Source organism: Streptomyces rubrogriseus (genome assembly GCF_027947575.1).
GTDB classification, from domain to species: Bacteria; Actinomycetota; Actinomycetes; order Streptomycetales; family Streptomycetaceae; genus Streptomyces; species Streptomyces rubrogriseus.
In genome coordinates, this window is the sequence record NZ_CP116256.1 from 6,944,318 (window position 1) to 6,968,168 (window position 23,851).

Sequence of the window (23,851 nt, forward strand, 5' to 3'; positions counted from 1 at the left end):
GGATACTCGTGAACCGTATCACAAACTATTTGATGAGGTCTTTACCTCTGGGTGTGCTTGCTGTCACACGTGAGAGTGACCCTGCGCGTTTGTGCAATCACGGCGGCAACTTGTCTGGTATTGCGGCGATTTCCCGCTCCTACCGGGTCCCCGTACGGTGCCCGACGGCGGTCGCCCCGTTGACGCCCGAGACGCCCACCGTGACCGGAACGCGCTCCTCGCCCTCCCCGTCGGCCGCCGCGTCCCCGGCCCCGGCCCCGCCCTCGTCGGCGGCAGCGGCAGCGGCCCTGCGGCGCCGGTAGCGCGGCGGCACCAGGCCCTCCGCCCAGCGCGGGGCGCGCGGGGTGAACCGCGGCAGCAGGAGCAGCACCAGACCGATCGCGCTGAGGAAGACGACGCTCAGCACGATCCACATCGACGCCGCGTTCACGGAGTAGGCGAGCGCGCCGAACGCGATGAGCGCGGAGAAGAAGTACATGATCAGCACCGCGCGGCTGTGCGAGTGGCCGATCTCCAGCAGGCGGTGGTGCAGGTGCCCCCGGTCCGCGGCGAACGGTGACTGGCCGCGCCAGGTGCGGCGCACGATGGCCAGGATCAGGTCGGCGGCCGGGATGGCGATGATGGTCAGCGGCATCACCAGCGGGATGTAGACCGGCACCATCTGGTGCACCGAGTTGCGCTCCGACCCGGAGAACAGGTTCATCAGGTCGGGGTCGACCTGTCCGGTCACGGAGATCGCGCCGGCCGCCAGCACCAGCCCGATCAGCATGGAGCCGGAGTCGCCCATGAAGATCCGGGCGGGGTGCATGTTGTGCGGCAGGAAGCCGAGGCACATGCCCATGAGGATGACCGCGAAGAGCGAGGCGGGCGCCGCGGCCTCGATGCCGTACGAGTACCAGATCCGGTAGGCGTACATGAAGAACGCCGCCGCCGCGATGCACACCATGCCGGCCGCGAGGCCGTCCAGTCCGTCCACGAAGTTGACCGCGTTGATGGTGATGACGACCAGCGCCACCGTCAGCAGGGTGCCCTGCCACTGGGTCAGTGCGACCGTGCCGACGCCCGGCACCGGGATCCACAGGATCGTCAGGCCCTGCACCACCATCACGCCGGCGGCGATCATCTGGCCGCCGAGCTTGATCAGGGCGTCGATCTCGAACTTGTCGTCCAGGACACCGATCAGCCAGATCAGCGCGGCCCCGGAGAGCAGCGCGCGCGGCTCGTTGGACTTCTCGAAGACCTCGCTGAGGTTGGTGAGGTGGTCGGCGACCAGCAGGCCGGCGCACAGCCCGAAGAACATCGCGATCCCGCCGAGCCGCGGAGTGGGTTCCCGGTGCACGTCACGTGCCCGGATCTCCGGCATCGCCCCCGCCACGATCGCGAACTTCCGTACCGGCCCTGTCAGCAGATACGTCACCGCGGCCGTGATGCAGAGCGTCAGCAGGTATTCACGCACGGGCTTCCCCACAGGTCTCGCTGGCCATCCTCAACCCCACACCCTAGCGATGCGCATGGCAATGCGACGCATACGGTTGAGGACTTACGGGTATCGACGATGGTTGCACGTGTGGCTGTGTACGCCTGTACGCCTACCCGGCCTCAGTCCGGGTACGGGGGGAATTCCGCGGTCAGGTCCCTTACGTCCGCCCGTGCCGCGGCCGGGTCCGTCGTACCGCGCAGCACCCCGGCGACCAGCGTGGCCACCGCCCGCATCTCCCGCTCCCCCATGCCCTGTGTGGTGACCGCCGCCGTGCCCAGGCGCAGCCCGCGGGCGTCGGCGTGCGGCAGTGCGCAGCAGTCCAGGACGATCCCGGCCGCCGCGAGCAGCCCCCGTGCGGCCTTCCCGTCGACGCCGAGCGGGGCGGGGTCGGCGGTGAGCAGGTGGGTGTCGGTGCCGCCGGTGGTGACGACCAGGCCCTCGGCGGCCAGGTGGGCCGCGAGCGCCCGGGCGTTGGCGACCACCTGGTGGGCGTAGGCGGCGAAGGCGGGGGTCGCCGCCTCCCCGAAGGCGACGGCCTTGGCGGCGATGGTGTGCATCTGGGCGCCGCCCTGGGTGAAGGGGAAGACGGCCCGGTCGACCCGTTCCGCCAGTTCGCTTCCGCACAGGATCATGCCGCCGCGGGGTCCGCGCAGCACCTTGTGCGTGGTGGCGCACACGATGTCGGCGTACGGCACCGGACTGGGCGCCGCTCCCCCGGCGACGAGTCCGATCGGGTGGGCGGCGTCGGCGATGAGGTAGGCGCCCACCTCGTCGGCGATGTCGCGGAAGGCCGCGTAGTCGAGGTGGCGGGGGTAGGCGATGGAGCCGCAGACGATCGCCTTGGGCCGGCGGGCGCGGGCCAGTGTGCGCACCTGGTCGTGGTCGATCAGCCCGGTCTCCGCGTCCACGCCGTAGCCGACGAAGTCGAACCAGCGGCCGGAGAAGTTGGCGGGTGAGCCGTGGGTGAGGTGGCCGCCGTAGGGCAGGCCGAGGGCGAGGACGGTGTCGCCGGGGCGCAGCAGCGCGGCGTAGGCGGCCAGCACGGCGGAGGAGCCGGAGTGGGACTGCACGTTGGCGTGCTCGGCGCCGAAGAGCGCCCGGGCCCGCTGGGCGGCCAGCCGCTCGGCCACGTCGACGATCTCGCAGCCGCCGTGGTGGCGGGCGCCCGGGTAGCCCTCGGCGTACTTGTTGGCCAGCGGTGAGCCGAGGGCGGCGAGCACGGCGGGCGACGTGAAGTTCTCGGCGGCGATCAGCTGGAGGGTCGTCGACTGGCGACGGCCTTCGGCGAACAGGATCTCGGCCAGCTCGGGATCCTGGCGCAGCAGGACTCCGACCGAACTGTCATCGGCCTCGATGATCTCGTGGGTGACCGACATGGTGCGCTCCGGGCATGCGTCGACGGTGACGTAGCACCAATGTAGGCCCGCCACGAAGAAGCCGCCCGGCGTGCGCGTGGCAGGCCCCTACATCCACGCCGGAACCCCGGCCGGCGCCGTCACCACGAGGACCCCAGCCGGCACGCACCCCTCGCACCGCCCGGCCCCGGAGGGCCTCCCGGGCATCGGCACGCCGCGGCGGACTCCGGCCGCCGACTCCACCGGCCGGGCCCCGCCCCTGCCCGCCTCAGGCCCGCGCGGGGACCCCGGTCAGTGCCGTCACCACGGGGTCGAGGGCCTGGTGTATCTCGTCGCCGATGGAGCGGAAGAAGGTCAGCGGGGCGCCGTACGGGTCGTAGACCTCGTCCGCCTCGACCGTGGGGGCGAGGAGCCACCCGCGTAGCGCGGCGGCGGCGCGGACCAGGGCGCGGGCGCGGGTGACCACGCCGTCCTCCAGGGGAGGGAGCGTCGCCGGGTCGATGGCGTTCACCAGGCGGGTGAACTCCTTCAGGGTGAAGGTGCGCAGCCCCGCGGAGTGGCCCATGGAGATGACCTGGGCCCGGTGGTCCCGGGTCGCGGTGAGGACCAGGTCGGCGCGGATCACGTGCTCGTCGAGCAGCTCGCGGCCGGTGAAGCCGGCGGGGTCGGCGCCGAAGTCCGTGAGGACCGTCTCCGCGTTCGCCTCCATGGGCGCGCCCTCGTGGCCCCAGGTGCCCGCGCTCTCCACGATCAGGCCGCCGCCCAGCACGCCGAGCCGCTCCTTCACCGCGTGCCGGGTCAGCCGCTCGGTGATCGGCGAGCGGCAGACGTTTCCGGTGCTGACGTGGAGGATGCGGAAGCTGTCGCGCGGGAGGCCGACGAACGTGGTCGTGATCTCCGCGGCGCGTTCCCCGTTGCCTATGCCACGCCCCGTCTCAGGGGCCGTCAATTCGCCACCTCGAGGTCGGGTACCACCTTGCGCAGTTCCTCCGCCGACAGCGCGCCCGCGCGCAGCAGGACCGGCACCTCGCGGGTGACGTCGACGATGGACGAGGGCACGATGCCGGGCGTGGGGCCGCCGTCGAGGTAGACGGAGACGGAGTCGCCGAGCATCTGCTGGGCGGCGTCGCAGTCCTCGGGCGCCGGGTGGCCGGTCAGGTTGGCGGACGAGACGGCCATGGGGCCGACCTCGGTGAGCAGCTCGATGGCGACCGGGTGCAGCGGCATGCGGACGGCGACCGTGCCCCGGGTCTCGCCCAGGTCCCACTGGAGGGACGGCTGGTGCTTGGCGACCAGGGTCAGCGCGCCGGGCCAGAAGGCGTCGACCAGCTCCCAGGCCATCTCGGAGAAGTCGGTGACCAGGCCGTGCAGGGTGTTCGGCGAGCCGATGAGCACCGGGGAGGGCATGTTGCGGCCCCGTCCCTTGGCCTCCAGCAGGTCGCCGACGGCCTCCGCGGCGAAGGCGTCGGCGCCGATGCCGTACACGGTGTCCGTCGGCAGCACCACGAGCTCGCCACGGCGGACGGCGGACGCGGCCTCACGCAGACCGGTCACTCGGTCGGTCGCGTCGTTGGTGTCGTAACGCCGTGCCATCTAGCTGGCCTCCTCGTACACGTACTGCGGGGTGGGAGTCGTCGGGGTGTTCACGGCAGTGCCTTGCGGGCCGTCGCGAAACGAGGTCGGTTGTTGAGGTCGGGATGGTCGGCCGCGTCGGCCCAGCCCCGTTCCTCGGTGAAGATCCACGGCACCTGGCCGCCCTGGGTGTCGGCGTGCTCGACGACGACCACGCCGCCGGGGCGCAGCAGACGGTGCGCGGTGCGTTCCAGGCCGCGGATCAGGTCGAGGCCGTCCTCGCCGGAGAACAGGGCCAGCTCCGGATCGTGGTCGCGGGCCTCGGGGGCGACGTACTCCCACTCGGTGAGCGGGATGTACGGCGGGTTGGAGACCACCAGGTCGACCTGGCCGTCGAGGTCCGGGAAGGCCGTCAGGGCGTCTCCCTGGCGCAGGTCGACCCTGGACCCCTCCATGTTCCTGCGCGTCCACTTGAGGGCGTCCTCGGACAGCTCCACGGCGTGTACGCGCGAGCGCGGCACCTCCTGGGCGAGGGCGAGCGCGATGGCGCCCGAGCCGGTGCACAGGTCGACGATGCAGGGCTCGACGACGTCCATGGCGCGCACCGCGTCTATGGCCCAGCCGACGACCGACTCGGTCTCGGGGCGGGGCACGAAGACGCCGGGGCCGACCTGGAGCTCCAGGTAGCGGAAGTAGGCGCGGCCGGTGATGTGCTGGAGCGGCTCGCGCGCCTCGCGGCGGGCGACGACCTCCCAGTACCGGGCGTCGAAGTCCGCGTCCGGCACGGTGTGCAGCTCGCCCCGCTTGACGCCGTGCAGGTACGCGGCGAGTTCCTCCGCGTCGGTGCGCGGCGAGGGCACGCCGGCGTCGGCCAGCCGCTGGGTGGCCTGGGCCACCTCCGCGAGCAGCAGGTTCACGCTGGTCCTCCGGGGCTGAGCTGGTCGTCCGGTACGGGGATGCGGGGCGGGGCGGTGCGGGGCTCAGGCTGCGGCGAGCTTGGCCGCCGAGTCCGCGTCGACGCAGGCCTGGATCACCGAGTCGAGGTCGCCGTCCAGGACCTGGTCCAGGTTGTACGCCTTGAAGCCGACGCGGTGGTCCGAGATGCGGTTCTCCGGGAAGTTGTACGTGCGGATCTTCTCGGAGCGGTCGACGGTGCGGACCTGGCTGCGCCGGGCGTCCGCGGCCTCCTTCTCCGCCTCCTCCTGCGCCGCCGCTAGCAGCCTGGAGCGCAGGATACGCATCGCCTGCTCCTTGTTCTGAAGCTGGCTCTTCTCGTTCTGGCAGGAGGCGACGACTCCGGTGGGGATGTGCGTGATGCGCACGGCGGAGTCGGTGGTGTTGACGGACTGGCCGCCGGGCCCGGAGGAGCGGTAGACGTCGATGCGGAGGTCGTTGGGGTTGATCTCGACGTCGATCTCCTCGGCCTCGGGGGTCACGAGGACGCCCGCCGCGGAGGTGTGGATGCGGCCCTGGGACTCGGTCGCGGGGACGCGCTGCACGCGGTGCACGCCGCCCTCGTACTTGAGGCGCGCCCAGACGCCCTGGCCGGGCTCGGTGGCGCCCTGGCCGCCCTTGGTCTTCACGGCGACCTGGACGTCCTTGTAGCCGCCCAGCTCGGACTCCGTGGAGTCGATGATCTCGGTCTTCCAGCCGATCCGCTCGGCGTAGCGCAGGTACATGCGCAGCAGGTCGCCGGCGAAGAGCGCCGACTCGTCGCCGCCGGCGCCGGCCTTGATCTCGAGGATGACGTCCTTGTCGTCGCTGGGGTCGCGCGGGACGAGGAGCAGCCGCAGCTTCTCGGTGAGCTCGTCGCGCTGCTTGTCCAGTTCCTTGACCTCGGCGGCGAAGTCGGGGTCGTCGGCCGCGAACTCGCGCGCGGTCTCCATGTCGTCGCCGGTCTGCTTCCAGGAGCGGAACGTGGCGACGATCGGGGTCAGCTCGGCGTACCGCTTGTTCAGCTTGCGCGCGTTCGCCTGGTCGGAGTGGACCGACGGGTCGGCGAGCTTCTTCTCCAGGTCGGCGTGCTCGGCGACGAGTTCCTCGACGGCCTCGAACATCTTGGGCTCCTGCTACTGCGTGGGAAAGGGAAGGCGGGCGACCAAAAACGCCGGTCCCGGCGCTCCCCGGGGAGGGGATGCGGCCGTGGACCGGCGGTTGGAGGCTCGCTACTTCTTGGAGCCGGCGGAAGCCTTGCCGAAGCGGGCCTCGAAGCGGGCCACGCGGCCACCGGTGTCGAGGATCTTCTGCTTGCCCGTGTAGAACGGGTGGCACTCGGAGCAGACCTCGGCGCGGATGGTGCCGCTCTCGATCGTGCTGCGGGTGGTGAACGACGCGCCACAGGTGCAGCTGACCTGCGTCTCGACGTACTCGGGGTGGATGTCGCGCTTCAAGGTGTCTCCTACTGTTTCGGGAGGGCGCCGGGTCGCAGCCGCGGGATGCGGGAGCGTGAACCGGAGCCGACGTACCAGTCTGCCAGGACTGGGGCCATCCCCCAAAACCGGGGGGCGGCGTGAACTATTCCCCGGCGTTCACGACGTCCTCGGCCTCACCGGTCGCCGTGCCCTCCGTGGCCGACGCCGGGATCGGGCGGTCGTTCTTCAGGGCCGTCCAGACCTGCTGGGCCTTGTCCTTCTCGACCAGGACGCGGTTGGCGTCGGCGGGGTCGTAGACGACCGGCATGGTGACCATGTGCATCCTGTCCGGGCCGATGCCCTTCAGGCCGCTCGCGAAGGACATCAGGGAGTTCACCGAGCCCAGGTCGGAGTCGGTGGTGACGGTCTTGGTGGCGGTGTCGGCGACGTCGTACAGCTTCTTGGGGTTGCCGAGCAGGCCGATGTCCTTGACCTGGTGGACCAGGGCCTTGACGAAGGCCTGCTGGAGCTGGATGCGGCCGAGGTCGGAGCCGTCGCCGACGCCGTGCCGGGTGCGGACCAGGCCGAGGGCCTGCTCGCCGTCGAGCCGGTGGGTGCCGGCCGTGAGGTCGAGGTGGCTGTCGGGGTCCTTGATGTCCTCGGTGGTGGTGACCTGTACGCCGCCGAGGTCGTCGATGAGGTTCTGGAAGCCGCTGAAGTCGACCTCGAGGTAGTGGTCCATGCGCAGGCCGCTGATCGACTCGACGGTCTTCACGGCGCAGGCCGCGCCGCCGGTGGAGTAGGCGGAGTTGAACATCACGCCGTCGGCCGCGGGGTGCTCGCCGCCGTCGGTGTCGGTGCAGTCGGGGCGGTCGATGAGGGTGTCGCGCGGGATGGAGACCACGCTGGCCTTCTTGTGGCCCTTGTAGACGTGCACGATCATCGCCGTGTCCGAGCGGGCGGTGCCGTCGTCGGTGCCGCCGCCCAGCTTCTTGTTGCCGCCGGAGCGGGTGTCGGAGCCGAGGACCAGGATGTTCTCCGAGCCGTTGTCGGCCTTCTCGGGCCGGTCGGCGCCGAGCGCCTGGTCGATGTCGACGCTCGTGAGGTTGCCGTTGAGCTTGAAGTACAGGACTCCGGCTCCGGTGCCGCCGAGGACCACGATGCCCGCGGCGCTCCAGGCCGCGACGAGCAGGGCCTTGCGCCGCTTGGCCGTGGGCTTGCGGCGGCGGCCCTTGCCCCGGCGGCCGGGGCCGGGGGTGCGGGACTGGCCGGGGCCGGGTATCGCGGGATCCGGCGTGCTCTCGGCGGACATGGGCTCCTCGGTGTTCGTCCGGTCGGTTACCCCCTGCGCTCAGGGTCGGGTCGGTCGGCTCCGGTGGTCGGCGCCGCTACCTCACCATGGTCCCTCCGTAGCTCAGACGGCGGAACTCGGGACAGGGTTGCACAACGGTCTGTGGCGACCCGGTGGGGAATCGGTGACGGAGCGTGTTCGGCCTGCCCTGCTGCGCCTCGCTGACCTGGGCATCCGCGAGCCCCGGCCCGGACCCGCCGGGACGCCGTCCGGGCCGGCCCGTGTGGCGAAGGTCGCAGGTGGAGGACGTAGGCCGCAGGTGGAAGACGTAGGCCGCAGGTGGAGGACGTCGACATGGACCCAGGACGTAGACATGGGCCCATGACGAAGGGGCCGCCCCCGAAGCGGAGGCGGCCCCTGAGATGCGCGGCGGTGACTCAGTCGCCGTTGCCGGGCGTCGGGGTCGTCTTCTGGATCTGCATCAGGAACTCGGCGTTCGACTTCGTCTGCTTCATCTTGTCGAGGAGCAGCTCGATCGCCTGCTGCTGGTCGAGCGCGTGCAGCACACGGCGCAGCTTCCAGGTGATGGCGAGCTCGTCGCTGCCGAGCAGGATCTCTTCCTTGCGGGTACCGGACGCGTCCACGTCCACCGCCGGGAAGATGCGCTTGTCGGCGAGCTTCCGGTCGAGCTTGAGCTCGGCGTTGCCGGTGCCCTTGAACTCCTCGAAGATGACCTCGTCCATGCGGGACCCGGTGTCCACCAGGGCGGTGGCGAGGATGGTCAGCGAGCCGCCGTCCTCGATGTTGCGGGCCGCACCGAAGAAGCGCTTCGGCGGGTACAGGGCGGTCGAGTCGACACCACCGGACAGGATGCGGCCGGAGGCCGGGGCGGCGAGGTTGTACGCACGGCCCAGACGCGTGATCGAGTCGAGCAGCACGACGACGTCGTGACCCAGCTCCACCAGGCGCTTGGCGCGCTCGATGGCCAGCTCGGCGACCGTGGTGTGGTCCTCGGCCGGGCGGTCGAAGGTCGAGGAGATGACCTCGCCCTTCACCGACCGCTGCATGTCGGTGACCTCTTCGGGACGCTCGTCGACCAGGACGACCATCAGGTGGCACTCGGGGTTGTTGTGCGTGATCGCGTTGGCGATCGCCTGCATGATCATGGTCTTGCCGGTCTTCGGCGGGGCCACGATCAGACCGCGCTGGCCCTTACCGATGGGCGCGACCAGGTCGATGATGCGGGTGGTCAGGACGCCCGGGTCCGTCTCCAGGCGGAGGCGGTCCTGCGGGTAGAGCGGCGTCAGCTTGTTGAACTCCGGCCGTCCGCGGCCGTGTTCGGGCGCCATGCCGTTGACCGAGTCCAGGCGCACCAGCGCGTTGAACTTCTCGCGGCGCTCGCCCTCCTTGGGCTGGCGCACGGCACCGGTGAGGTGGTCGCCCTTGCGCAGGCCGTTCTTGCGGACCTGGGCGAGGGAGACGTACACGTCGTTGGGGCCGGGCAGGTAGCCGGAGGTCCGGATGAACGCGTAGTTGTCGAGGATGTCGAGGATGCCGGCGACCGGGATGAGGACGTCGTCCTCGTTGATCTGCGGCTCCTGGATCTCGTCGCGCCCGCGACGGCCCCGGCGGTCCCGGTAGCGGCCGCGGCGGCCGCGACGGCCGCTGCCGTCGTCGTCGTAGCCGTCGTCGTGCTGCTGACGGTCCTGGCGGCCGCCGCCCTGCTGCTGGCGGTCCTGCCGGTCCTGGCGGCCTCCGCCCTGGTTCTGCTGGTCGTCGCCCTTGTTGCGCCGGTCGCGGCCGCGCTCGCCACGGTCACCGCGGTCGCCACGGTCACGGCGGTCGCGGCGGCGGCCGTCGCCGCCCTCACCGTCGGAACGGGCGTCGCCCTGGCCCTGCTGGTGACCCTGCGACTGCTGCTGGGCCGACGTGTCGGCCTTCGGCTCGGCGCGGGTCTCGACGGCCACCGTCGTGTCGGTGGCGGACGGGCTGCCCGCGTCGGAGGTGGCCCGGCGACGACGGCGCTCGGAGGGGGCGTCGTCGGGGGCGGTCTGCTCGGCCGAGGTGTTGACCTTGGGGGACGGCTGACCGGGGATGTCGATCTGCTGCTGGGCGGCCTTGTCGGCGGCCGCCTTGTCCGCCTTCTTGTCGGCCTTGCCGGCCTTCTCCGCCCGCTCCGCCTTCTCGGCGGGTGCCTCGTCGCCCGAACGGGTCCGGGAGGTGCTGCGGCGCTTCGGCTTGGTCTCGCCGGCGGTGTCCGCGGCGGCGGGCGCGGCCTTGGCGGGGGCTCCCCCCGCGGCCTGCGCCTCCTTGATGACCTCGATCAGCTGGCTCTTGCGCATACGCGCGGTGCCCCTGATGCCGAGGCCGGATGCGACCTGCTGCAGCTCGGCCAGCACCATGCCCTCGAGGCCGGTACCGCGGCGCCGCCGGGAGCCGGCACCGGTGGCAGGCGCGGAGGCGTCCGTGGCGGGCGCGGCAGCGGTCTCCTCGACACGTGCGCCCATCAGATCGGTGGTGTCGCTCACGAAGGGTCCTTCCCTGGAGCGGACGTCGGCCTGTCTGGCTCGGCGACCGGTTGTGCTGTCCGGCTTCGGTCCTTGCTGTGTGAACCGTGCCGGGGCGGTGGTCCGCCTGAACGGCGGAAGAGATATCTGGTGATGGCGCTTCCCCTAGCCGTGGCACCCGGTGTCTGTGTCATGCGGCGTGGTCGCACCGGTTCCGAAACTCCCCCAGCGGGGGTAACCCCCACCGGTGGGCCGCTCAATGCCCGTGTCGGCCGTACTGATCACGTACGACATCCACTGCAGAATGCGGCTTGGGGGGCTCCCGGAAGAATGTCTGTCCCGGACGGGGACACGAGGCACCTCGCCATGGTGGGGTCGGGTGCAGACTTGAGGTTAACACTACCGGATCCAACAAACATTCCCCCTCTCGAAATCCGGCAACCGTCCGCGTCAGGTGTCGCTGGCGGTCGCCAGGGGCAGGACGGTCGCGCCCTGCTGGTCCAGGCCGAGCCGGTTGGCCGCCCAGTCCGTTCCGGCCAGCGCCTCGACCTTGTCGGCCGTGTCGGCGTCGGCCAGTGCCATCACCGTGGGTCCGGCACCGGAGATCACCGCGGGGATGCCGTCGCCGCGCAGCCGTTCCACCAGCGCCGTGCTCTCCGGCATGGCCGGCGCGCGGTACTCCTGGTGCAGGCGGTCCTCGGTGGCCGGCAGCAGCAGCTCGGGGCGCCGGGTGAGGGCCTCGACGAGCAGCGCGGCGCGGCCTGCGTTGGCGGCGGCGTCGACGTGCGGGACGCTGCGCGGGAGCAGCCCGCGCGCGGTCTGGGTCAGTACCGGCTTTCCGGGCACGAAAACCACCGGAACGATGGAATCGGAGGGCTCCATCCTGATCGCCCGGGCGGCGCCGGACTCCATCCAGGAGAGGGTGAATCCACCCAGGAGACAGGCCGCCACGTTGTCGGGGTGGCCCTCGATCTCGGTGGCGAGGTCGAGCAGCGCGGCGTCGTCGAGGCGGGCCTCGCCGCCTATCGTCACCGCGCGCGCGGCGACGATTCCGGCGCAGATGGCGGCGGAGGAGGAGCCGAGGCCGCGGCCGTGCGGGATGCGGTTGGCGCACACGATCTCCAGGCCGCGCGGCTGCCCGCCGAGCAGGTCGAAGGCGGTGCGCAGGGAACGGACGAGGAGGTGCTTCTCGTCGCGCGGGAGGGTCTCGCTGCCCTCACCGGCGATGTCGATGTGCAGCCCGGAGTCGGCCACCCGGACGACCACGTCGTCGTACAGACCCAGCGCGAGGCCGAGGGCGTCGAAGCCCGGACCGAGATTGGCGCTGGTGGCGGGGACGCGCACCCTGACGGCGGCGGCGCGGAACGCTGGACCGGCCATCGCTCGATGACTCTCCTTGAGCTGCGTGACTGTCGAATGACATTCGATGAAGACGACGATGACGTACAGAACCCTGGGCGCGACCGCGGAGACGGCGCGGTACCGCGGCATATGCGGCAGGCGGGTTAGGTACAGCCTATCGAAGGAAGGTTCTGTGGCGACATAGGGCGCACAGGAGGCGCACGATGCGTGTCGTATGCCCCCTGTGCACCCCCCGTAAGTGACTTTCCCGGCCGGGCGTCGCCTACGCCCTCCTGCGCCGGGCGCCTTTCACCGGCGCGGCGCTCAGACCAGCCCGAGCCGCTCGGCCGCCGTCGCCGCGTCGACCGGGACGGTGACCGGCTGCGGGGCGCCGGCGACGGCCCAGTCCGGGTCCTTCAGCCCGTTGCCGGTGACGGTGCACACGATGCGCTGCCCCGGGTCGACCTTGCCCTGCTCGGCGGCCTTCAGCAGACCGGCCACGGAGGCGGCGGAGGCGGGCTCCACGAAGACGCCCTCCTGCGAGGCCAACAGCCGGTAGGCGCGCAGGATCTCACGGTCCGTCACCTCGTCGATGGCGCCGCCCGACTCGTCGCGTGCGGCGAGCGCGAAGTCCCACGAGGCGGGGTTGCCGATCCGGATGGCGGTGGCGATGGTCGACGGGTCCTTGACGACCTCGCCGCGCACGATCGGGGCGGAGCCGGAGGCCTGGAACCCCCACATGCGGGGCTTCCTGGTGCTGACCCCGTCGGCGGCGTACTCCCGGTACCCCTTCCAGTACGCGGTGATGTTGCCCGCGTTGCCCACGGGAAGGACATGTATGTCGGGCGCGTCGCCGAGCATGTCCACGATCTCGAAGGCGGCCGTCTTCTGCCCCTCGATGCGCACCGGGTTGACCGAATTGACCAGCGCCACCGGGTAGTTGTCGCTGAGCGCACGGGCCAGCGTGAGGCAGTCGTCGAAGTTGCCGTCGACCTGGAGGATCTTCGCGCCGTGCACGAGGGCCTGGCCCATCTTGCCCAGCGCGATCTTGCCCTGCGGCACGAGCACGGCGGAGACCATGCCCGCGCGCACGCCGTACGCGGCGGCACTCGCCGACGTGTTCCCGGTGGACGCGCAGATGACGGCCTGCGCGCCCTCCTCCTTGGCCTTGCTGATGGCCATGGTCATGCCGCGGTCCTTGAAGGACCCGGTCGGGTTCGCCCCCTCGACCTTGAGGTGGACCTCGCAGCCCGTGCGCTCGGAGAGCACCTGCGCGGGCACGAGCGGGGTGCCGCCCTCACGGAGCGTCACGACGGGCGTGCTGTCGGAGACGGGCAGCCGGTCCCGGTACTCCTCGATGATTCCGCGCCACTGGTGGGTCATTGCTGGTTACTCTCCTTCAACCCGCATGATGCTGGCGACACCCCGCACGGTGTCGAGCTTGCGCAGCGCCTCGACCGTACCGCCGAGGGCGGCGTCGGACGCGCGATGGGTGACGACGACGAGGGATGCCTCGCCGTCCTTGCCGGACTGCCGCACGGTGTCGATGGAGACACCGTGCTCCGCGAACACGGTCGCGACCTGGGCGAGCACGCCCGGTTTGTCGGCCACGTCGAGGCTGATGTGGTAGCGCGTGACGACGTCGCCCATCGGGGAGACGGGCAGGGCGGCGTACGCGGACTCGCCGGGTCCGGTCGCTCCGCCCAGCCGGTTGCGGCACACGGCCACCAGGTCGCCGAGCACGGCGGACGCGGTCGGCGAGCCGCCGGCGCCGGGCCCGTAGAACATGAGCTGTCCGGCGGCGTCGGACTCGACGAAGACCGCGTTGTACGCCTCGCGCACATTGGCCAGCGGATGGCTGAGCGGGATCATCGCGGGATGCACGCGCGCGGTGACCGATCCTCCGTCCGCCGCCCGCTCGCAGATGGCGAGCAGCTTGATGGTGCAGCCCATCTCCTTGGCGGAGGCGAAGTCGGCGGCGGTGACCTCGGTCATGCCCTCGCGGTAGACGTCGTCGAGGCGTACGCGCGTGTGGAAGGCGATCCCGGCGAGGATGGCGGCCTTGGCGGCGGCGTCGAAGCCCTCGACGTCGGCGGTCGGGTCGGCCTCGGCGTACCCGAGGGCGGTGGCCTCGTCGAGCGCCTCCTGATACCCGGCGCCGGTCGTGTCCATGGCGTCGAGGATGAAGTTGGTCGTGCCGTTGACGATGCCGAGCACCCGGTTGACCTTGTCGCCGGCCAGCGACTCGCGCAGCGGCCGGATCAGCGGGATGGCACCGGCGACGGCGGCCTCGTAGTACAGGTCCTTGCCGTGCTCGTCGGCGGCGGCGTGCAGGGCGGCGCCGTCCTGGGCGATGAGCGCCTTGTTGGCGGAGACCACGGAGGCGCCGTGCGCGAAGGCGGTGGTGATGAGCGTCCGCGCGGGCTCGATCCCCCCGATCACCTCCACCACGACGTCGATGTCCCCGCGCTTGACGAGCGCGGTGGCGTCGGTGGTGACGAGGGCGGGGTCGATCCCCTCCCGCACCTTGTCGGGCCGCCGTACGGCGACGCCCGCGAGCTCCACCGGGGCCCCGATCCGGGCGGCGAGGTCGGCGGCGTGCGTCGTCATGATGCGCGCCACCTCTGAGCCGACCACTCCACAGCCCAGCAGCGCCACCTTCAGCGGACGCGTACGCATCATCCGACCTCGTTTCCTCATACCGTCTACGGTTGGACCAGTCTCACGCACCGGACGGGATTTTCTGCCTTTCGTCCGGATCGTGAGACGTTTATTTCATTTTCTGAGGGGGTGCGGACCGAAAGATCTTCGCCCGCCCCCGCCTCCCCCTCCCTCGGACGTCACCCGACGTCGAGACGCAGCAGATCCTCCTCGGTCTCCCGCCGCACGAGGACCCGCGCCGCACCGTCCCGCACGGCGACGACCGGCGGCCGCAGCGCGTGGTTGTAGTTGCTGGCCATGGAGCGGCAGTACGCCCCCGTCGCCGGTACGGCGATCAGGTCACCGGGTGCCAGGTCCCCCGGCAGGAAGGCGTCCTTGACCACGATGTCCCCGCTCTCGCAGTGCTTGCCGACCACGCGCACGAGCATCGGTTCGGCGTCGGAGGTGCGCGAGGCGAGGGCGACGCTGTACTCGGCGTCGTAGAGCGCGGTCCGGATGTTGTCGGACATCCCGCCGTCGACGGAGACGTACGTCCGCAGCCCGTCGAGCGGCTTGACGGTGCCGACCTCGTACAGCGTGAAGGCGGTCGGCCCCACGATGGCCCGCCCGGGCTCGACGGAAATGCGGGGGGTGGCAAGCCGGGCGGCCTCGCACTCCCGCGTCACGATCTCGGTCAGCGCCTTGGCGATCTCGTGCGGCTCGCGGGGGTCGTCGTCACTGGTGTACGCGATGCCGAGCCCGCCCCCGAGGTCGATCTCGGGCAGCTCGACACCGTGCTCGTCCCGGATGTCCTTGAGCAGCCCCACCACCCGGTGCGCAGCGACCTCGAACCCCGACATGTCGAAGATCTGCGACCCGATGTGCGAGTGGATCCCGATGACCTCGAGCCCGTCCAGCTGAAGGGCCCGCCGCACGGCCTCCGCCGCCTGCCCGCCGGCCAGCGGAATCCCGAACTTCTGGTCCTCGTGGGCGGTGGCGATGAACTCGTGCGTGTGCGCCTCGACCCCGACGGTGATCCGGATCTGCACCCGCTGCCGCCCGCCGAGCGACTGGGCGATGTGCGCGACCCGCACGATCTCCTGGAAGGAGTCGAGCACGATCCGCCCCACCCCGGCGCGCACGGCCCGCTCGATCTCCTCCGGCGACTTGTTGTTCCCGTGGAAGGCGATCCGCTCGGCGGGCATCCCGGCGGAGAGCGCGGTGGCCAGCTCGCCCCCGGAGCAGACATCGAGGTTGAGCCCTTCCTCGTCCAGCCACCGCACGACCGCGCGCGACAGGAAGGCCTTCCCGGCGTAGAAGACGTCGGCGTCGTCGCCGAACGCGGTGCGCCACGCCCGCGCCCGCTCCCGGAAGTCGGCCTCGTCGAGGAGGTAGGCGGGGGTGCCGTACTCCTCGGCGAGCTGGGTGACGGGAATCCCGCCGACGGTGACGACCCCGTCCGCGTCCCGCCCGACGGTGCGGGCCCAGACCTTGGGGTCGAGGACGTTCAGATCGTCCGCCGGAGCGGAGTAGTGCCCTTCGGGCAGGACATCGGCGTGGCGGGGCCCGGCGGGGTGTGCGGAACGGCTCATGGCGTCTTCCGTGCTCTCTCAGAGGTGTTCGGGTGCGTCGATGCCGAGCAGGGCCAGGCCGCCGGCCAGCACCGCCCCGACGGCTTCGGCGAGGGCCAGCCGGGCGCGGTGGGCGGCCGAGGGTTTCTCCCCGCCGCGCGGCAGCACGGTGGGCAGGAACGGCAGCGCCGCGTCGGCGACGGCGACGAGATGCCGGGCGAGCCGGTCGGGGGCGCGGTGGTCCGCGGCGGCGGCGAGGACGCGGGGGTGGTCGGCGAGGGCGGCGAGGAGGTCGCGCTCGGCGACGGGGCCGGGGGCTGCGTAGAACCCGAGATCGGCGGCGTTCCGGGCGGTGGCCCGGGCACGGGCGTGGGCGTACCGCACGCGGAAGAGGGGGTTGCTCTCACGCTGGACGAGGTACTGGTCGCCGCCCCGGGGCCGGTCGTGGGCCGCGGGGTGGAGCAGGGCCCAGCGTCCGGCGTCGCGCCCGAGGGACATCGGGTCGGCGGACCCGTGGGCGGGGACGGGCCGGACGTTGACGGGCAGCTCGGCGGGGGCGACCCCGACGGCGTCCACCGTCACCCCGAGGACCGAGGTCCAGGCGTCCTCGAACCCCTCGGCGCTCACGCGGACGAGGGCCCCCTGGGAGCGGAGCAGCCGTGCGGACGCCTCGGCAACGACGACGGCACGCAGGTCGTGGGGGCAGTGGAGCTGCACGACGCGCCGGTCCGGTCGGTCGGCGTACCCGTACCGGTCCCCGCGGCGCAGGATCTCGCCGACGACTCCGGCGGCGGAGGCGGCACGGTCGAGACTGATGTTGAGGAACCCCGGCCCGGTGAGGACGACGTCGGTGATCCCGTCTGTTCCGACCAGGTAGGGCCGCAACACCTCGGCGACCCGGAACGGCGTCTGCCCGGCCGGGCGGGCCAGCTGGAGGGCGATGCTGGTGGCGTAGTCCCCGCACCCGCCGGGTCCCGGCGGCGCGACCACGGCACGCGTCGGCACGGCCACGCTCAGCTCCCCCGCGTCGACGGCGCGACGCACCGCGTGCAGCACGGTGCGGGAGAGCTCTACGGGTGTCACGGGACAAGCGTATGGGAGGAAGGGGGTGGGGAGGCGAACCGATTTGCGCCGGTCCCGGGATATGGACGCAAGCCGGCACCCCCAAGGGGGACCGGACCCGGTGCGCACCTCACGCCTGCGCGGACGCCCCACTCTCCCCGGCGAGCCCACGCACCCGCGGCGGCGAGGCCCCGGCTCCCGGACCCGACGACCCGGACGCCCCGCTGACGACGGGGGACCCACTTCCCTTCCGCTCCACCAACTGCCGCACCAGACCGACCAGCTCGGCGGGCTCGAAGGGCTTCGACAGAAAGGCGTCGGCCCCCGCGGCGAACCCGGCGTCGACCTCGTACTGCGTACAGGCACTGACGATGGCGATCGGAAGGTCCCGGGTACGCGGATCGGCACGCAGCCGGGCGGCGGTCCTGAGCCCGTCCAGCCGAGGCATGACCACGTCCAGCGTCACGGCGTCGGGCCGCACCTGATGAACGACTTCCAGACACTCGGCACCATCGCCCGCGGTCACGACCTCGAAGCCCTCCAGCTCGAGGTTGACCCTGATCAGCTGCCGGATGACCTTGTTGTCGTCGACGACAAGAATCCGGCCGGACGGCCTAGGCACAACTCGAGAGTAGGTCCGGACCGGCCACCGCGTCCGGGTTTTCCCGACTTCCGCCCCCCGCGGGTGACAACGCCCTGCACGGGCCCCGTCACGACCCGCCAAAACCCGTTCATGACCACCCCGGGCGAGCTGGTAGTGTTCTACCCGTCGCCGCGAGCAACACCGAACGCGACGGACACGCCCCCGTAGCTCAGGGGATAGAGCAACGGCCTCCGGAGCCGTGTGCGCAGGTTCGAATCCTGCCGGGGGCACACTGTGCAAGTGTGCCCAAGACCCCGCCATCAGCGAGTTCGCTGAGAACGGGGTCTTCGCGTATGTGCAGGCGGACGCGGTCGGAAGCAGCCGTTTGTCAGTGATCACGTTGTAATGACGTGTTGATCTTGGAGTGCTTCGCAGCAGGTCAGCGGGTGTGCCGCAGGTTTTCGGAATGGCTCCGCGGACAGGCGAAAACCCCGGATCTCTCCGGGGCTTCCGTGGGTTGATTGTGTCGCGCATCGGCTCCAGGCGTCCCTAGGCGTCGTCCTCCCCGAGCCCTTGCATGATCCGGTCGTTCATCTCCTGCTCCTGGCCGTCGATGCACTTGGCGTAGATCTTCAGGAGGACGTCCACCGAGTGGCCCGCGCGAGCGGCGACCTCCGGTGCCGGCACTCCCGAGTTGAGCCACTGGGAGACGCCCGCGTGACGGAGGTCGTACGGTCGGAATGCCATGACCGAGGACACCTGATGCGGGACGAGCGCCAGTTCACGGGCTTGCTTCCAAGCTCGCGAGTACGACGAGGCCGCGATCACGTTGCCCCGCTCGCTGGCGAACAGCCGCCCGTCCTCCGCGGTACCGAACTCCTTCAGGTGGTCGCGGAGCAGCCGCACGAGCGGCGGCGGAATCGGCACGATGCGTACCTCGCCCTGGGACCGCTGCTTCAGTCCCCGTCGATCATGCGCTTCGCCCGAGTCGGTCCAAGCCTTACCGGCCGTGGGCCGTGTCTCCGCCAGTTCGATGCGGCCCCAGCCTTTCACCGGCAGCGTGCAGTCGGAGCGGCGAAGGCCGAGCGCCTCGCCCGGCCGCATGGCCGCGTAGTACAGGCACCCGAAGAAGGCCCGCAGGCGTCGACCGCTCGCCCGCTCGTAGCCGCCCACGTAGGTGAGCGCGGTCAGCAGTTCCCGAGCCTGTCACGGGTTCACCACCACTCGGCGGTCAACCTCCTGCACCGCACGCTTGCCCCGCTTCCGTCGCACTCGACTCAGCGGATTGGAAGTGAGGTGCTCCAGTTCGATTGCGAATTCGAGCGCGTTGAACACGACGGCCCTGCGGCGCCGGTAGGTCTGAGTCGCCGCGGGCTTGCCGTCCAACCTCCGTCCCAAGCCGTCGATCAGCTCATGCACACGGGCGATCTCTTGCAGCTCTCCCACCGGAAGAGATGCCTTCTCGATCCACCGCACCGCAGTTGAGATCTCCTCCGTCCGCTCCCGTTCCCTGCGTGGCACAGGCAGGACGTACGACCGCAGGGTCCGACGCAGTACCTCCGGCGCGGGTCGCCCCCGTCCCGGCTTGACCAGGACGGGAACGACCGTCGCCAATGCATCCGTCATGCTGTCCCGCTGCTTCGCGGATGCCTCCGCCCACCGGGCATCGACGTACTTGACCGCCAGGTCGAGGAAGGACAGCGCCGCTTTCCCACCGCGCAGGGAGTCGGGCAGGCCCGTCACCGTGTCGAACGGCTCTCCCTTGTCGAGTGCCCGCACGAGCTTGGCGCGAAAGCGGTCGGCCAGCGCCTTGGTCTTGTACGACTCGCTGAAAGGCTGGCCGTCGACCACCCAGCGCACGATGTAGGTCGGCTTCTTGGTCGTCTTGTTGACCGATAGCTTCCACACGGAAGCCTTGTAGGACTTCACGAGGCCACCCCCTCCGCACGCTCCTCCAACCAGTCGTTGAGCACGTCGCGCCGGACCCTGAGTTCTCCATTCGGGAGGCGGATGCAGGCCGGTGCGAGCCGCAGTTCCCGCCAGCGGTAGAAGGTGCGGCGCGAGATGCCGCCCAGTTCGTCGAGGACCTGCCGCACGGTGAGCAGCTCGGTCGCCTTCGTTCGGACGTCACGCGCCATGGGACGCACCGCCCTGCCGCACGGAGGCGGCCAGGAGCGCGGCTGCCGGCGAGTAGCCGCGCCCCGCGTAGCGCCACCGGCCGACCGTGACCGTCGGACGGTCGGCGACGCCGAGGGAAGCCCGCTGCTGCTTCGCCCTGTGGTCGGTACGGGCCTGCCGGAGCGCGGTCAGCGTGGTCGAGTAGCGACGGGACTTGGTGGAGAAGTGACCGCCGTACCCGAGCATATGAGCCCAGCGCCGCAGGCCGAGCGGCTCGAACTCCGGTAAGCCGCCGAGCCACCAGCACGCGCCGATCATGCGGAGCACGTGTGCGCGCACCGGCAACACGACCATCTCGCGCGCTTGACGAATACGACCGTCCACCGCGCCGGCGGACTCCGCTCCCTTGGTGGCGTACTTGGCGATGTAACCTGCCACGCTCGACGCGGAGGCAGGCCGCTCCCCCGCGCTCCGTCGGTACGAGGTGACCGGGCGTACGTCGACCTGGGCGCCGAAGTGCAGCACCCGTGGACCGATGACGCCCGCGCCGGGAGCTGACAGCCTCACCCGGCCGACCACGGCGTGAACCGCGTCGGCCAGGAGTGGAACGGTCGCCCACCCCGGCGGGGCAGAGTCGGGCCCGTCCGGACCGTCGATGCGGATCACGGCATGGAAGTGGACCAGGCCCCGCCGCTGGTACTCGGCGACCTTCGCGTATGAGAGTCGGGCGACTTCCCCGAACTCGGTACGAGACAGCCCGGCTCGCCGTGCGACCTCCCGCTTCAGCTCCAGCCCGAACCGATGCCAGAGCCGACCGGCGAACGCGTGCCAGAGGACCGCACCCGCGTAGTCGTAGCAGCGCGGGCAGAGCGGCTCACCAAGCCGGGGGTCGTCCGCCGGGTGCCGCTCATGGCATCCGGCCGGCGCCCCGTGCGGACAGAGGTCCTCTCCCTGGCGCCGAGGACGGCAGGGCCGTACACGTCCGTCACGTTCACGGCGAGTGTGGACCGGGCCGTACCCGGGGGCGGTGAGCGTAGCGAACACTCGCGGATGACCGCTCACCACCTCCGGGACGTTCTTGCCGCCGACAAGACCCGCACGGACGAGTTGGTACGTGTCGGCTCGATACAGAGCCGAGCAGGCCGGGCAGACAGACGCCCGCCGGTTACCGCACGCGGTGAGCAGGCGACCGCCGTAGACGTCCGAGCCGTAGGTGAGCAGGGCCGCACCGGTGGTCGTGTCGTAGACGGTTGCCGCGCCGACCAGGTGAATCGGGTTGGTGCAGCCGCCGAGGCGGACGACGTTCCGGTGCCATGCTCCGAACTCCGGCCGCGACGCCTTGGCGACGAGTGCGGCGACGCTCTGCGGAAGGGTGGCGGTCATCGGCGACCACCACCGTCGCCGAACGCTTGCCCCATCACGGCCGAGATTCCCTCCGGCCGGGTCTTGGCGCTGAAGCGGAGTGTCGGGTTCGTGAGCCAGACGGCGGCGGCGTGCGCCGGGCACAGCCACTGCTCGGTTCCGTCGAGGCCGACGAGGACGATCTGTTCCCGTCCGGCGCAGAGCGAGACCTGTGCGTCACGCTGCCTGAGTTCGCAGTCGGGCAGCGGAGATTTGCGCGAAGGGTGCGCGATGGACAAAGTGTGAGTGCTCCTTTCACTGCTCATGTGGCGGATGGAGTGGGTTCCTGACGGGGTCGGGTTTGGCGACTTCGCGCCCCGTCGGGAGCCCGTCGTACGGGCGGTCACTTCCGCTCCTCGGGAGGGATCCCGACGGCGCCGTACGAGATCGGGCCGCAGGCGCGGCGCGCGTCGAAGTAGCCCCGACCGATGTCCTCCACCGGCACGCCGAGCGGAGACGCGACGGACTCCACGCCGGCACGGCGAGCGGCAGAGCCGGAGGCGTCGACCACAACGACTACGGACGCGTGACGCGGGACGGCGACGGCCGGATTGGCGGTCAGGAAGTCGACCAGCTCCCGCAGACCGGCCAGGAATGCGGCGCGGTCACCGGAGCGGATGACGTATTCGGACACAGGAAGTCCCCCTGTCTGGTGAGTGCTGAGGTTGTTCAGAAGCGGAGTTGGCCGAGGAAGCCGTTCACGCCGTCGAGGAGGCCCTGAACCACGGGCGCGGCGACAGTCCGGGAGAGCAGGAAGCCGAAGGCTCCGCAGAGCAGCGCGTCGGCCCACCGCAGGTACCGGATGCGCAGGAGGAACCAGATCAGCAGGCCGAGCAGTAGAACGGCCGACATGGACACCAGCACGGCAGGCCCCTTTCACGGCGCTTCGACGTGCAGTTCGGACAGGAGGGGAGTCAGGTGTGCGTACTCGGCGGCGACTGCTTCCGCCTCTGCTTCCGTGATCAGGTGGGAGCGGGCCCGTTCCCATCCGTCGCCGGATGCGAGGACGGCTGTACCGGCCTGTTCGGGGACGATGGCTTGCGCCGCTTTCAGCGCGTCGGGGTTGAGGTCGCCAAGCGCCATCTCGGCCGTACCGGGGTCGGCCACGCGGTGACACACCCGTCCACCCAGTTGCGCCCGCAGGGCCGTGACTCCGGGTCCGAGGTCGGAGCCGACGCGTTGACCGGCCACGACGAGGAAGACTCCGAGTGCTGCCCCGAGCTGGGCGAGCCGGATCAGCGCCGTACCGGCCGCATGCGCTTCCTCCTTCTCGTTCCGGCTCGCTACGAGGAAGAGTTCCGCGATCTCGTCGACGATCACGACGACTGGTACCGGGCGCTTCTTGTCGGACAGGCCCCAGATGTTCCGGACCCGAGCCGCCCGGCAGACCGTCATCCGGTCGAGGGTCAGGTCGACGAGAGCGGCCAGCAACCGGACGGCTTGCTCCCGGTTGGTCGCGAGAGCGGACAGTCGCGGTTCGTAGAGGGACAGTTCCATGCCGCCCTTGCAGTCGATGCCGACCAGGGCGACGGGTTGCGGGGCGAGCCCCGCCACGAGCGTGTTGATCAGGGTCGACTTCCCGGAACGGGTGGCCCCGACGATCAGCCAGTGCGGCACACGTCGCAGGTCGACCACCCAAGCGGCCCCGGTCTCCAGGGCTCCCACGGTCACGCGGAGCAGGTGGCCGGGCCCTCGCTGCTTCGGCACCTGCGGATCGGCCAACGGGTCGGCCGCCGAGACGACGATCCGCACGACCCCCGGTTTCCAGGCACTCACCCGCACCACGTGCACTTGCCAGTTCTCTGCCATGGCAGGAGCGGCCTTGACGAACTGCTCCGGCACCTGACCCGGCAGCAATCGCACGAGCAGTACGAAGCCGCCGACGGTCGGACGAATGAGCCCTCGCCGAGGCACCCGCGGCTGTGGCGGTGGCGGTGGCGCACCTTTGCCGACGAGTCCGGATACGACGGTCAGCGCCGGCCGACGACTTACAGCGAGCCCGCAACCGGCCATAAGGGGCCGCCAGGTCTGCACGACCCGGAAGGTCACGCCCGGGAAGCCGCATAACAACCACCAGGCCACGGGGTAGCGGCGGCGCAGGGCCGGGCCCGCCAGAAGCAGACCCGACACCAGCACTGCGGCCACCACCAGAACCCAGCTCGGCCAGGTCACACCGGCCGAAGCGGCGGAGGCCAGTTTCATCACTGCCCGGCCCCCTTACCTGCCGGAGTGGCGGGAGCGCTCAGGGGCCGGATCTCCGCCGCACGGAACGCAACACCGTGCCGCCCGTCGTTCTCCCACGGTGTGGCGACCAGGTCCCGCACCGCCACCGGCATGCCGAGCTGCACACCGGCCGGCTCCCCGGCCACGCTCACGTTCACGACGTCGGCCGACGCCCCCGCCATCAGGCAGAGGCCGACCTGATACACGGTCTTGCCCGTCTCACGGTCGACGCGGAGCTGACCGGTCTCACGGTTGGCGACCCGCGGAGTCGGGGGTACGGCACAGATGATCCCCGTGTACTTCGCGGTGTCGATCGGAAGGCTTGCCACTTTTCGGTTCTCCTCTCTGCTCCCGCA

22 protein-coding genes, 1 tRNA gene and 1 pseudogene are annotated in these 23,851 nt (G+C 71.0%); 1 reads left to right on the plus strand and 23 read right to left on the minus strand.

The window, feature by feature from the left end; translation table 11 throughout:
* Positions 1 to 139: 139 nt before the first annotated feature.
* The 15 genes from Sru02f_RS31105 to Sru02f_RS31175 all read right to left on the minus strand — a co-directional run bounded on the left by Sru02f_RS31105 (position 140) and on the right by Sru02f_RS31175 (position 17,792).
* Complete coding sequence (locus tag Sru02f_RS31105) at positions 140 to 1,456, minus strand: MraY family glycosyltransferase (RefSeq protein ID WP_109033443.1); 1,317 nt, start codon at positions 1,454 to 1,456, stop codon at positions 140 to 142.
* Between the two features lie 143 nt (positions 1,457 to 1,599).
* Positions 1,600 to 2,856: a serine hydroxymethyltransferase gene (locus Sru02f_RS31110; protein ID WP_109033442.1), complete on the minus strand. Its 1,257-nt coding sequence runs from the start codon at positions 2,854 to 2,856 to the stop codon at positions 1,600 to 1,602.
* Between the two features lie 247 nt (positions 2,857 to 3,103).
* Positions 3,104 to 3,784, minus strand: coding sequence for an arsenate reductase/protein-tyrosine-phosphatase family protein (locus Sru02f_RS31115; RefSeq protein ID WP_109033441.1), 681 nt, complete (start codon positions 3,782 to 3,784; stop codon positions 3,104 to 3,106).
* Positions 3,781 to 4,428: an L-threonylcarbamoyladenylate synthase gene (locus tag Sru02f_RS31120; RefSeq protein WP_003973635.1), complete on the minus strand. Its 648-nt coding sequence runs from the start codon at positions 4,426 to 4,428 to the stop codon at positions 3,781 to 3,783. The genes Sru02f_RS31115 and Sru02f_RS31120 overlap by 4 nt, the downstream gene beginning before the upstream one ends.
* A 50-nt stretch (positions 4,429 to 4,478) precedes the next feature.
* Positions 4,479 to 5,324 carry a peptide chain release factor N(5)-glutamine methyltransferase gene (gene prmC, locus Sru02f_RS31125; RefSeq protein ID WP_003973636.1) on the minus strand — a complete coding sequence of 282 codons (846 nt, stop codon included), beginning with the start codon at positions 5,322 to 5,324 and terminating at the stop codon, positions 4,479 to 4,481.
* 63 nt (positions 5,325 to 5,387) lie between these two features.
* Entirely contained in the window at positions 5,388 to 6,464 is a 1,077-nt protein-coding gene (prfA, locus tag Sru02f_RS31130; RefSeq protein ID WP_003973637.1) for a peptide chain release factor 1, read from the minus strand.
* Between the two features lie 108 nt (positions 6,465 to 6,572).
* Entirely contained in the window at positions 6,573 to 6,797 is a 225-nt protein-coding gene (gene rpmE, locus Sru02f_RS31135; RefSeq protein ID WP_003973638.1) for a 50S ribosomal protein L31, read from the minus strand.
* A 124-nt stretch (positions 6,798 to 6,921) separates the two neighbouring features.
* Positions 6,922 to 8,070, minus strand: a complete 1,149-nt coding sequence (locus Sru02f_RS31140) for an LCP family protein (protein WP_109033440.1) — start codon at positions 8,068 to 8,070, stop codon at positions 6,922 to 6,924.
* 416 nt (positions 8,071 to 8,486) lie between these two features.
* On the minus strand, positions 8,487 to 10,577 hold the full coding sequence (gene rho / locus Sru02f_RS31145) for a transcription termination factor Rho (RefSeq protein WP_109033439.1): 2,091 nt from the start codon (positions 10,575 to 10,577) through the stop codon (positions 8,487 to 8,489).
* Between the two features lie 429 nt (positions 10,578 to 11,006).
* Entirely contained in the window at positions 11,007 to 11,936 is a 930-nt protein-coding gene (gene thrB / locus Sru02f_RS31150) for a homoserine kinase (protein WP_011030204.1), read from the minus strand.
* Between the two features lie 285 nt (positions 11,937 to 12,221).
* Positions 12,222 to 13,280: a threonine synthase gene (gene thrC / locus Sru02f_RS31155; RefSeq protein WP_109033438.1), complete on the minus strand. Its 1,059-nt coding sequence runs from the start codon at positions 13,278 to 13,280 to the stop codon at positions 12,222 to 12,224.
* 6 nt (positions 13,281 to 13,286) lie between these two features.
* A complete protein-coding gene (locus Sru02f_RS31160; RefSeq protein ID WP_052840680.1) occupies positions 13,287 to 14,579 on the minus strand; it encodes a homoserine dehydrogenase in 1,293 nt (430 codons plus the stop codon).
* Between the two features lie 158 nt (positions 14,580 to 14,737).
* A complete protein-coding gene (gene lysA / locus Sru02f_RS31165) occupies positions 14,738 to 16,129 on the minus strand; it encodes a diaminopimelate decarboxylase (RefSeq protein WP_109033437.1) in 1,392 nt (463 codons plus the stop codon).
* A gap of 18 nt (positions 16,130 to 16,147) precedes the next feature.
* Positions 16,148 to 17,191 carry an ArgS-related anticodon-binding protein NrtL gene (gene nrtL / locus Sru02f_RS31170; protein ID WP_109033436.1) on the minus strand — a complete coding sequence of 348 codons (1,044 nt, stop codon included), beginning with the start codon at positions 17,189 to 17,191 and terminating at the stop codon, positions 16,148 to 16,150.
* A 109-nt stretch (positions 17,192 to 17,300) separates the two neighbouring features.
* A complete protein-coding gene (locus Sru02f_RS31175) occupies positions 17,301 to 17,792 on the minus strand; it encodes a response regulator (RefSeq protein ID WP_109033435.1) in 492 nt (163 codons plus the stop codon).
* Between the two features lie 179 nt (positions 17,793 to 17,971).
* On the opposite strand from Sru02f_RS31175, the gene Sru02f_RS31180 reads away from it, so the two are divergent.
* Positions 17,972 to 18,043, plus strand: a tRNA-Arg gene (locus tag Sru02f_RS31180).
* 259 nt (positions 18,044 to 18,302) lie between these two features.
* On the opposite strand, the pseudogene Sru02f_RS31185 reads toward Sru02f_RS31180, so the two are convergent.
* The 8 genes and pseudogenes from Sru02f_RS31185 to Sru02f_RS31220 all read right to left on the minus strand — a co-directional run bounded on the left by Sru02f_RS31185 (position 18,303) and on the right by Sru02f_RS31220 (position 23,824).
* Positions 18,303 to 19,682: pseudogene (locus Sru02f_RS31185) on the minus strand (tyrosine-type recombinase/integrase).
* Complete coding sequence (locus tag Sru02f_RS31190) at positions 19,679 to 19,891, minus strand: helix-turn-helix transcriptional regulator (protein ID WP_109033434.1); 213 nt, start codon at positions 19,889 to 19,891, stop codon at positions 19,679 to 19,681. Before Sru02f_RS31190 ends, Sru02f_RS31185 begins: the two are co-directional and overlap by 4 nt.
* Positions 19,881 to 21,254 carry a replication initiator gene (locus tag Sru02f_RS31195; RefSeq protein WP_109033433.1) on the minus strand — a complete coding sequence of 458 codons (1,374 nt, stop codon included), beginning with the start codon at positions 21,252 to 21,254 and terminating at the stop codon, positions 19,881 to 19,883. The genes Sru02f_RS31190 and Sru02f_RS31195 overlap by 11 nt, the downstream gene beginning before the upstream one ends.
* Positions 21,251 to 21,511, minus strand: a complete 261-nt coding sequence (locus Sru02f_RS31200) for a hypothetical protein (protein ID WP_109033432.1) — start codon at positions 21,509 to 21,511, stop codon at positions 21,251 to 21,253. The genes Sru02f_RS31195 and Sru02f_RS31200 overlap by 4 nt, the downstream gene beginning before the upstream one ends.
* A 104-nt stretch (positions 21,512 to 21,615) precedes the next feature.
* On the minus strand, positions 21,616 to 21,906 hold the full coding sequence (locus Sru02f_RS31205) for a hypothetical protein (protein ID WP_109033431.1): 291 nt from the start codon (positions 21,904 to 21,906) through the stop codon (positions 21,616 to 21,618).
* Positions 21,907 to 21,941: 35 nt separating this feature from the next.
* Positions 21,942 to 22,136, minus strand: a complete 195-nt coding sequence (locus Sru02f_RS31210; RefSeq protein WP_109033430.1) for a hypothetical protein — start codon at positions 22,134 to 22,136, stop codon at positions 21,942 to 21,944.
* A 12-nt stretch (positions 22,137 to 22,148) separates the two neighbouring features.
* On the minus strand, positions 22,149 to 23,474 hold the full coding sequence (locus Sru02f_RS31215) for an FtsK/SpoIIIE domain-containing protein (protein ID WP_109033429.1): 1,326 nt from the start codon (positions 23,472 to 23,474) through the stop codon (positions 22,149 to 22,151).
* Positions 23,474 to 23,824, minus strand: a complete 351-nt coding sequence (locus tag Sru02f_RS31220) for an SCO3933 family regulatory protein (protein WP_109033428.1) — start codon at positions 23,822 to 23,824, stop codon at positions 23,474 to 23,476. The genes Sru02f_RS31215 and Sru02f_RS31220 overlap by 1 nt, the downstream gene beginning before the upstream one ends.
* Positions 23,825 to 23,851 lie beyond the last annotated feature (27 nt).

Bases quoted from the DNA above. Each gene is read 5' to 3' on its own strand.
- Sru02f_RS31110 (WP_109033442.1), bottom strand. From the start codon at position 2,856: ATGTCGGTCACCCACGAGATCATCGAGGCCGATGACAGTTCGGTCGGA.
- Sru02f_RS31120 (WP_003973635.1), bottom strand. From the start codon at position 4,428: ATGGCACGGCGTTACGACACCAACGACGCGACCGACCGAGTGACCGGT.
- prfA (WP_003973637.1), bottom strand. From the start codon at position 6,464: ATGTTCGAGGCCGTCGAGGAACTCGTCGCCGAGCACGCCGACCTGGAG.
- Sru02f_RS31140 (WP_109033440.1), bottom strand. From the start codon at position 8,070: ATGTCCGCCGAGAGCACGCCGGATCCCGCGATACCCGGCCCCGGCCAG.
- thrB (WP_011030204.1), bottom strand. From the start codon at position 11,936: ATGGCCGGTCCAGCGTTCCGCGCCGCCGCCGTCAGGGTGCGCGTCCCC.
- thrC (WP_109033438.1), bottom strand. From the start codon at position 13,280: ATGACCCACCAGTGGCGCGGAATCATCGAGGAGTACCGGGACCGGCTG.
- Sru02f_RS31160 (WP_052840680.1), bottom strand. From the start codon at position 14,579: ATGATGCGTACGCGTCCGCTGAAGGTGGCGCTGCTGGGCTGTGGAGTG.
- lysA (WP_109033437.1), bottom strand. From the start codon at position 16,129: ATGAGCCGTTCCGCACACCCCGCCGGGCCCCGCCACGCCGATGTCCTG.
- Sru02f_RS31190 (WP_109033434.1), bottom strand. From the start codon at position 19,891: ATGGCGCGTGACGTCCGAACGAAGGCGACCGAGCTGCTCACCGTGCGG.
- Sru02f_RS31195 (WP_109033433.1), bottom strand. From the start codon at position 21,254: ATGACCGCCACCCTTCCGCAGAGCGTCGCCGCACTCGTCGCCAAGGCG.
- Sru02f_RS31215 (WP_109033429.1), bottom strand. From the start codon at position 23,474: ATGAAACTGGCCTCCGCCGCTTCGGCCGGTGTGACCTGGCCGAGCTGG.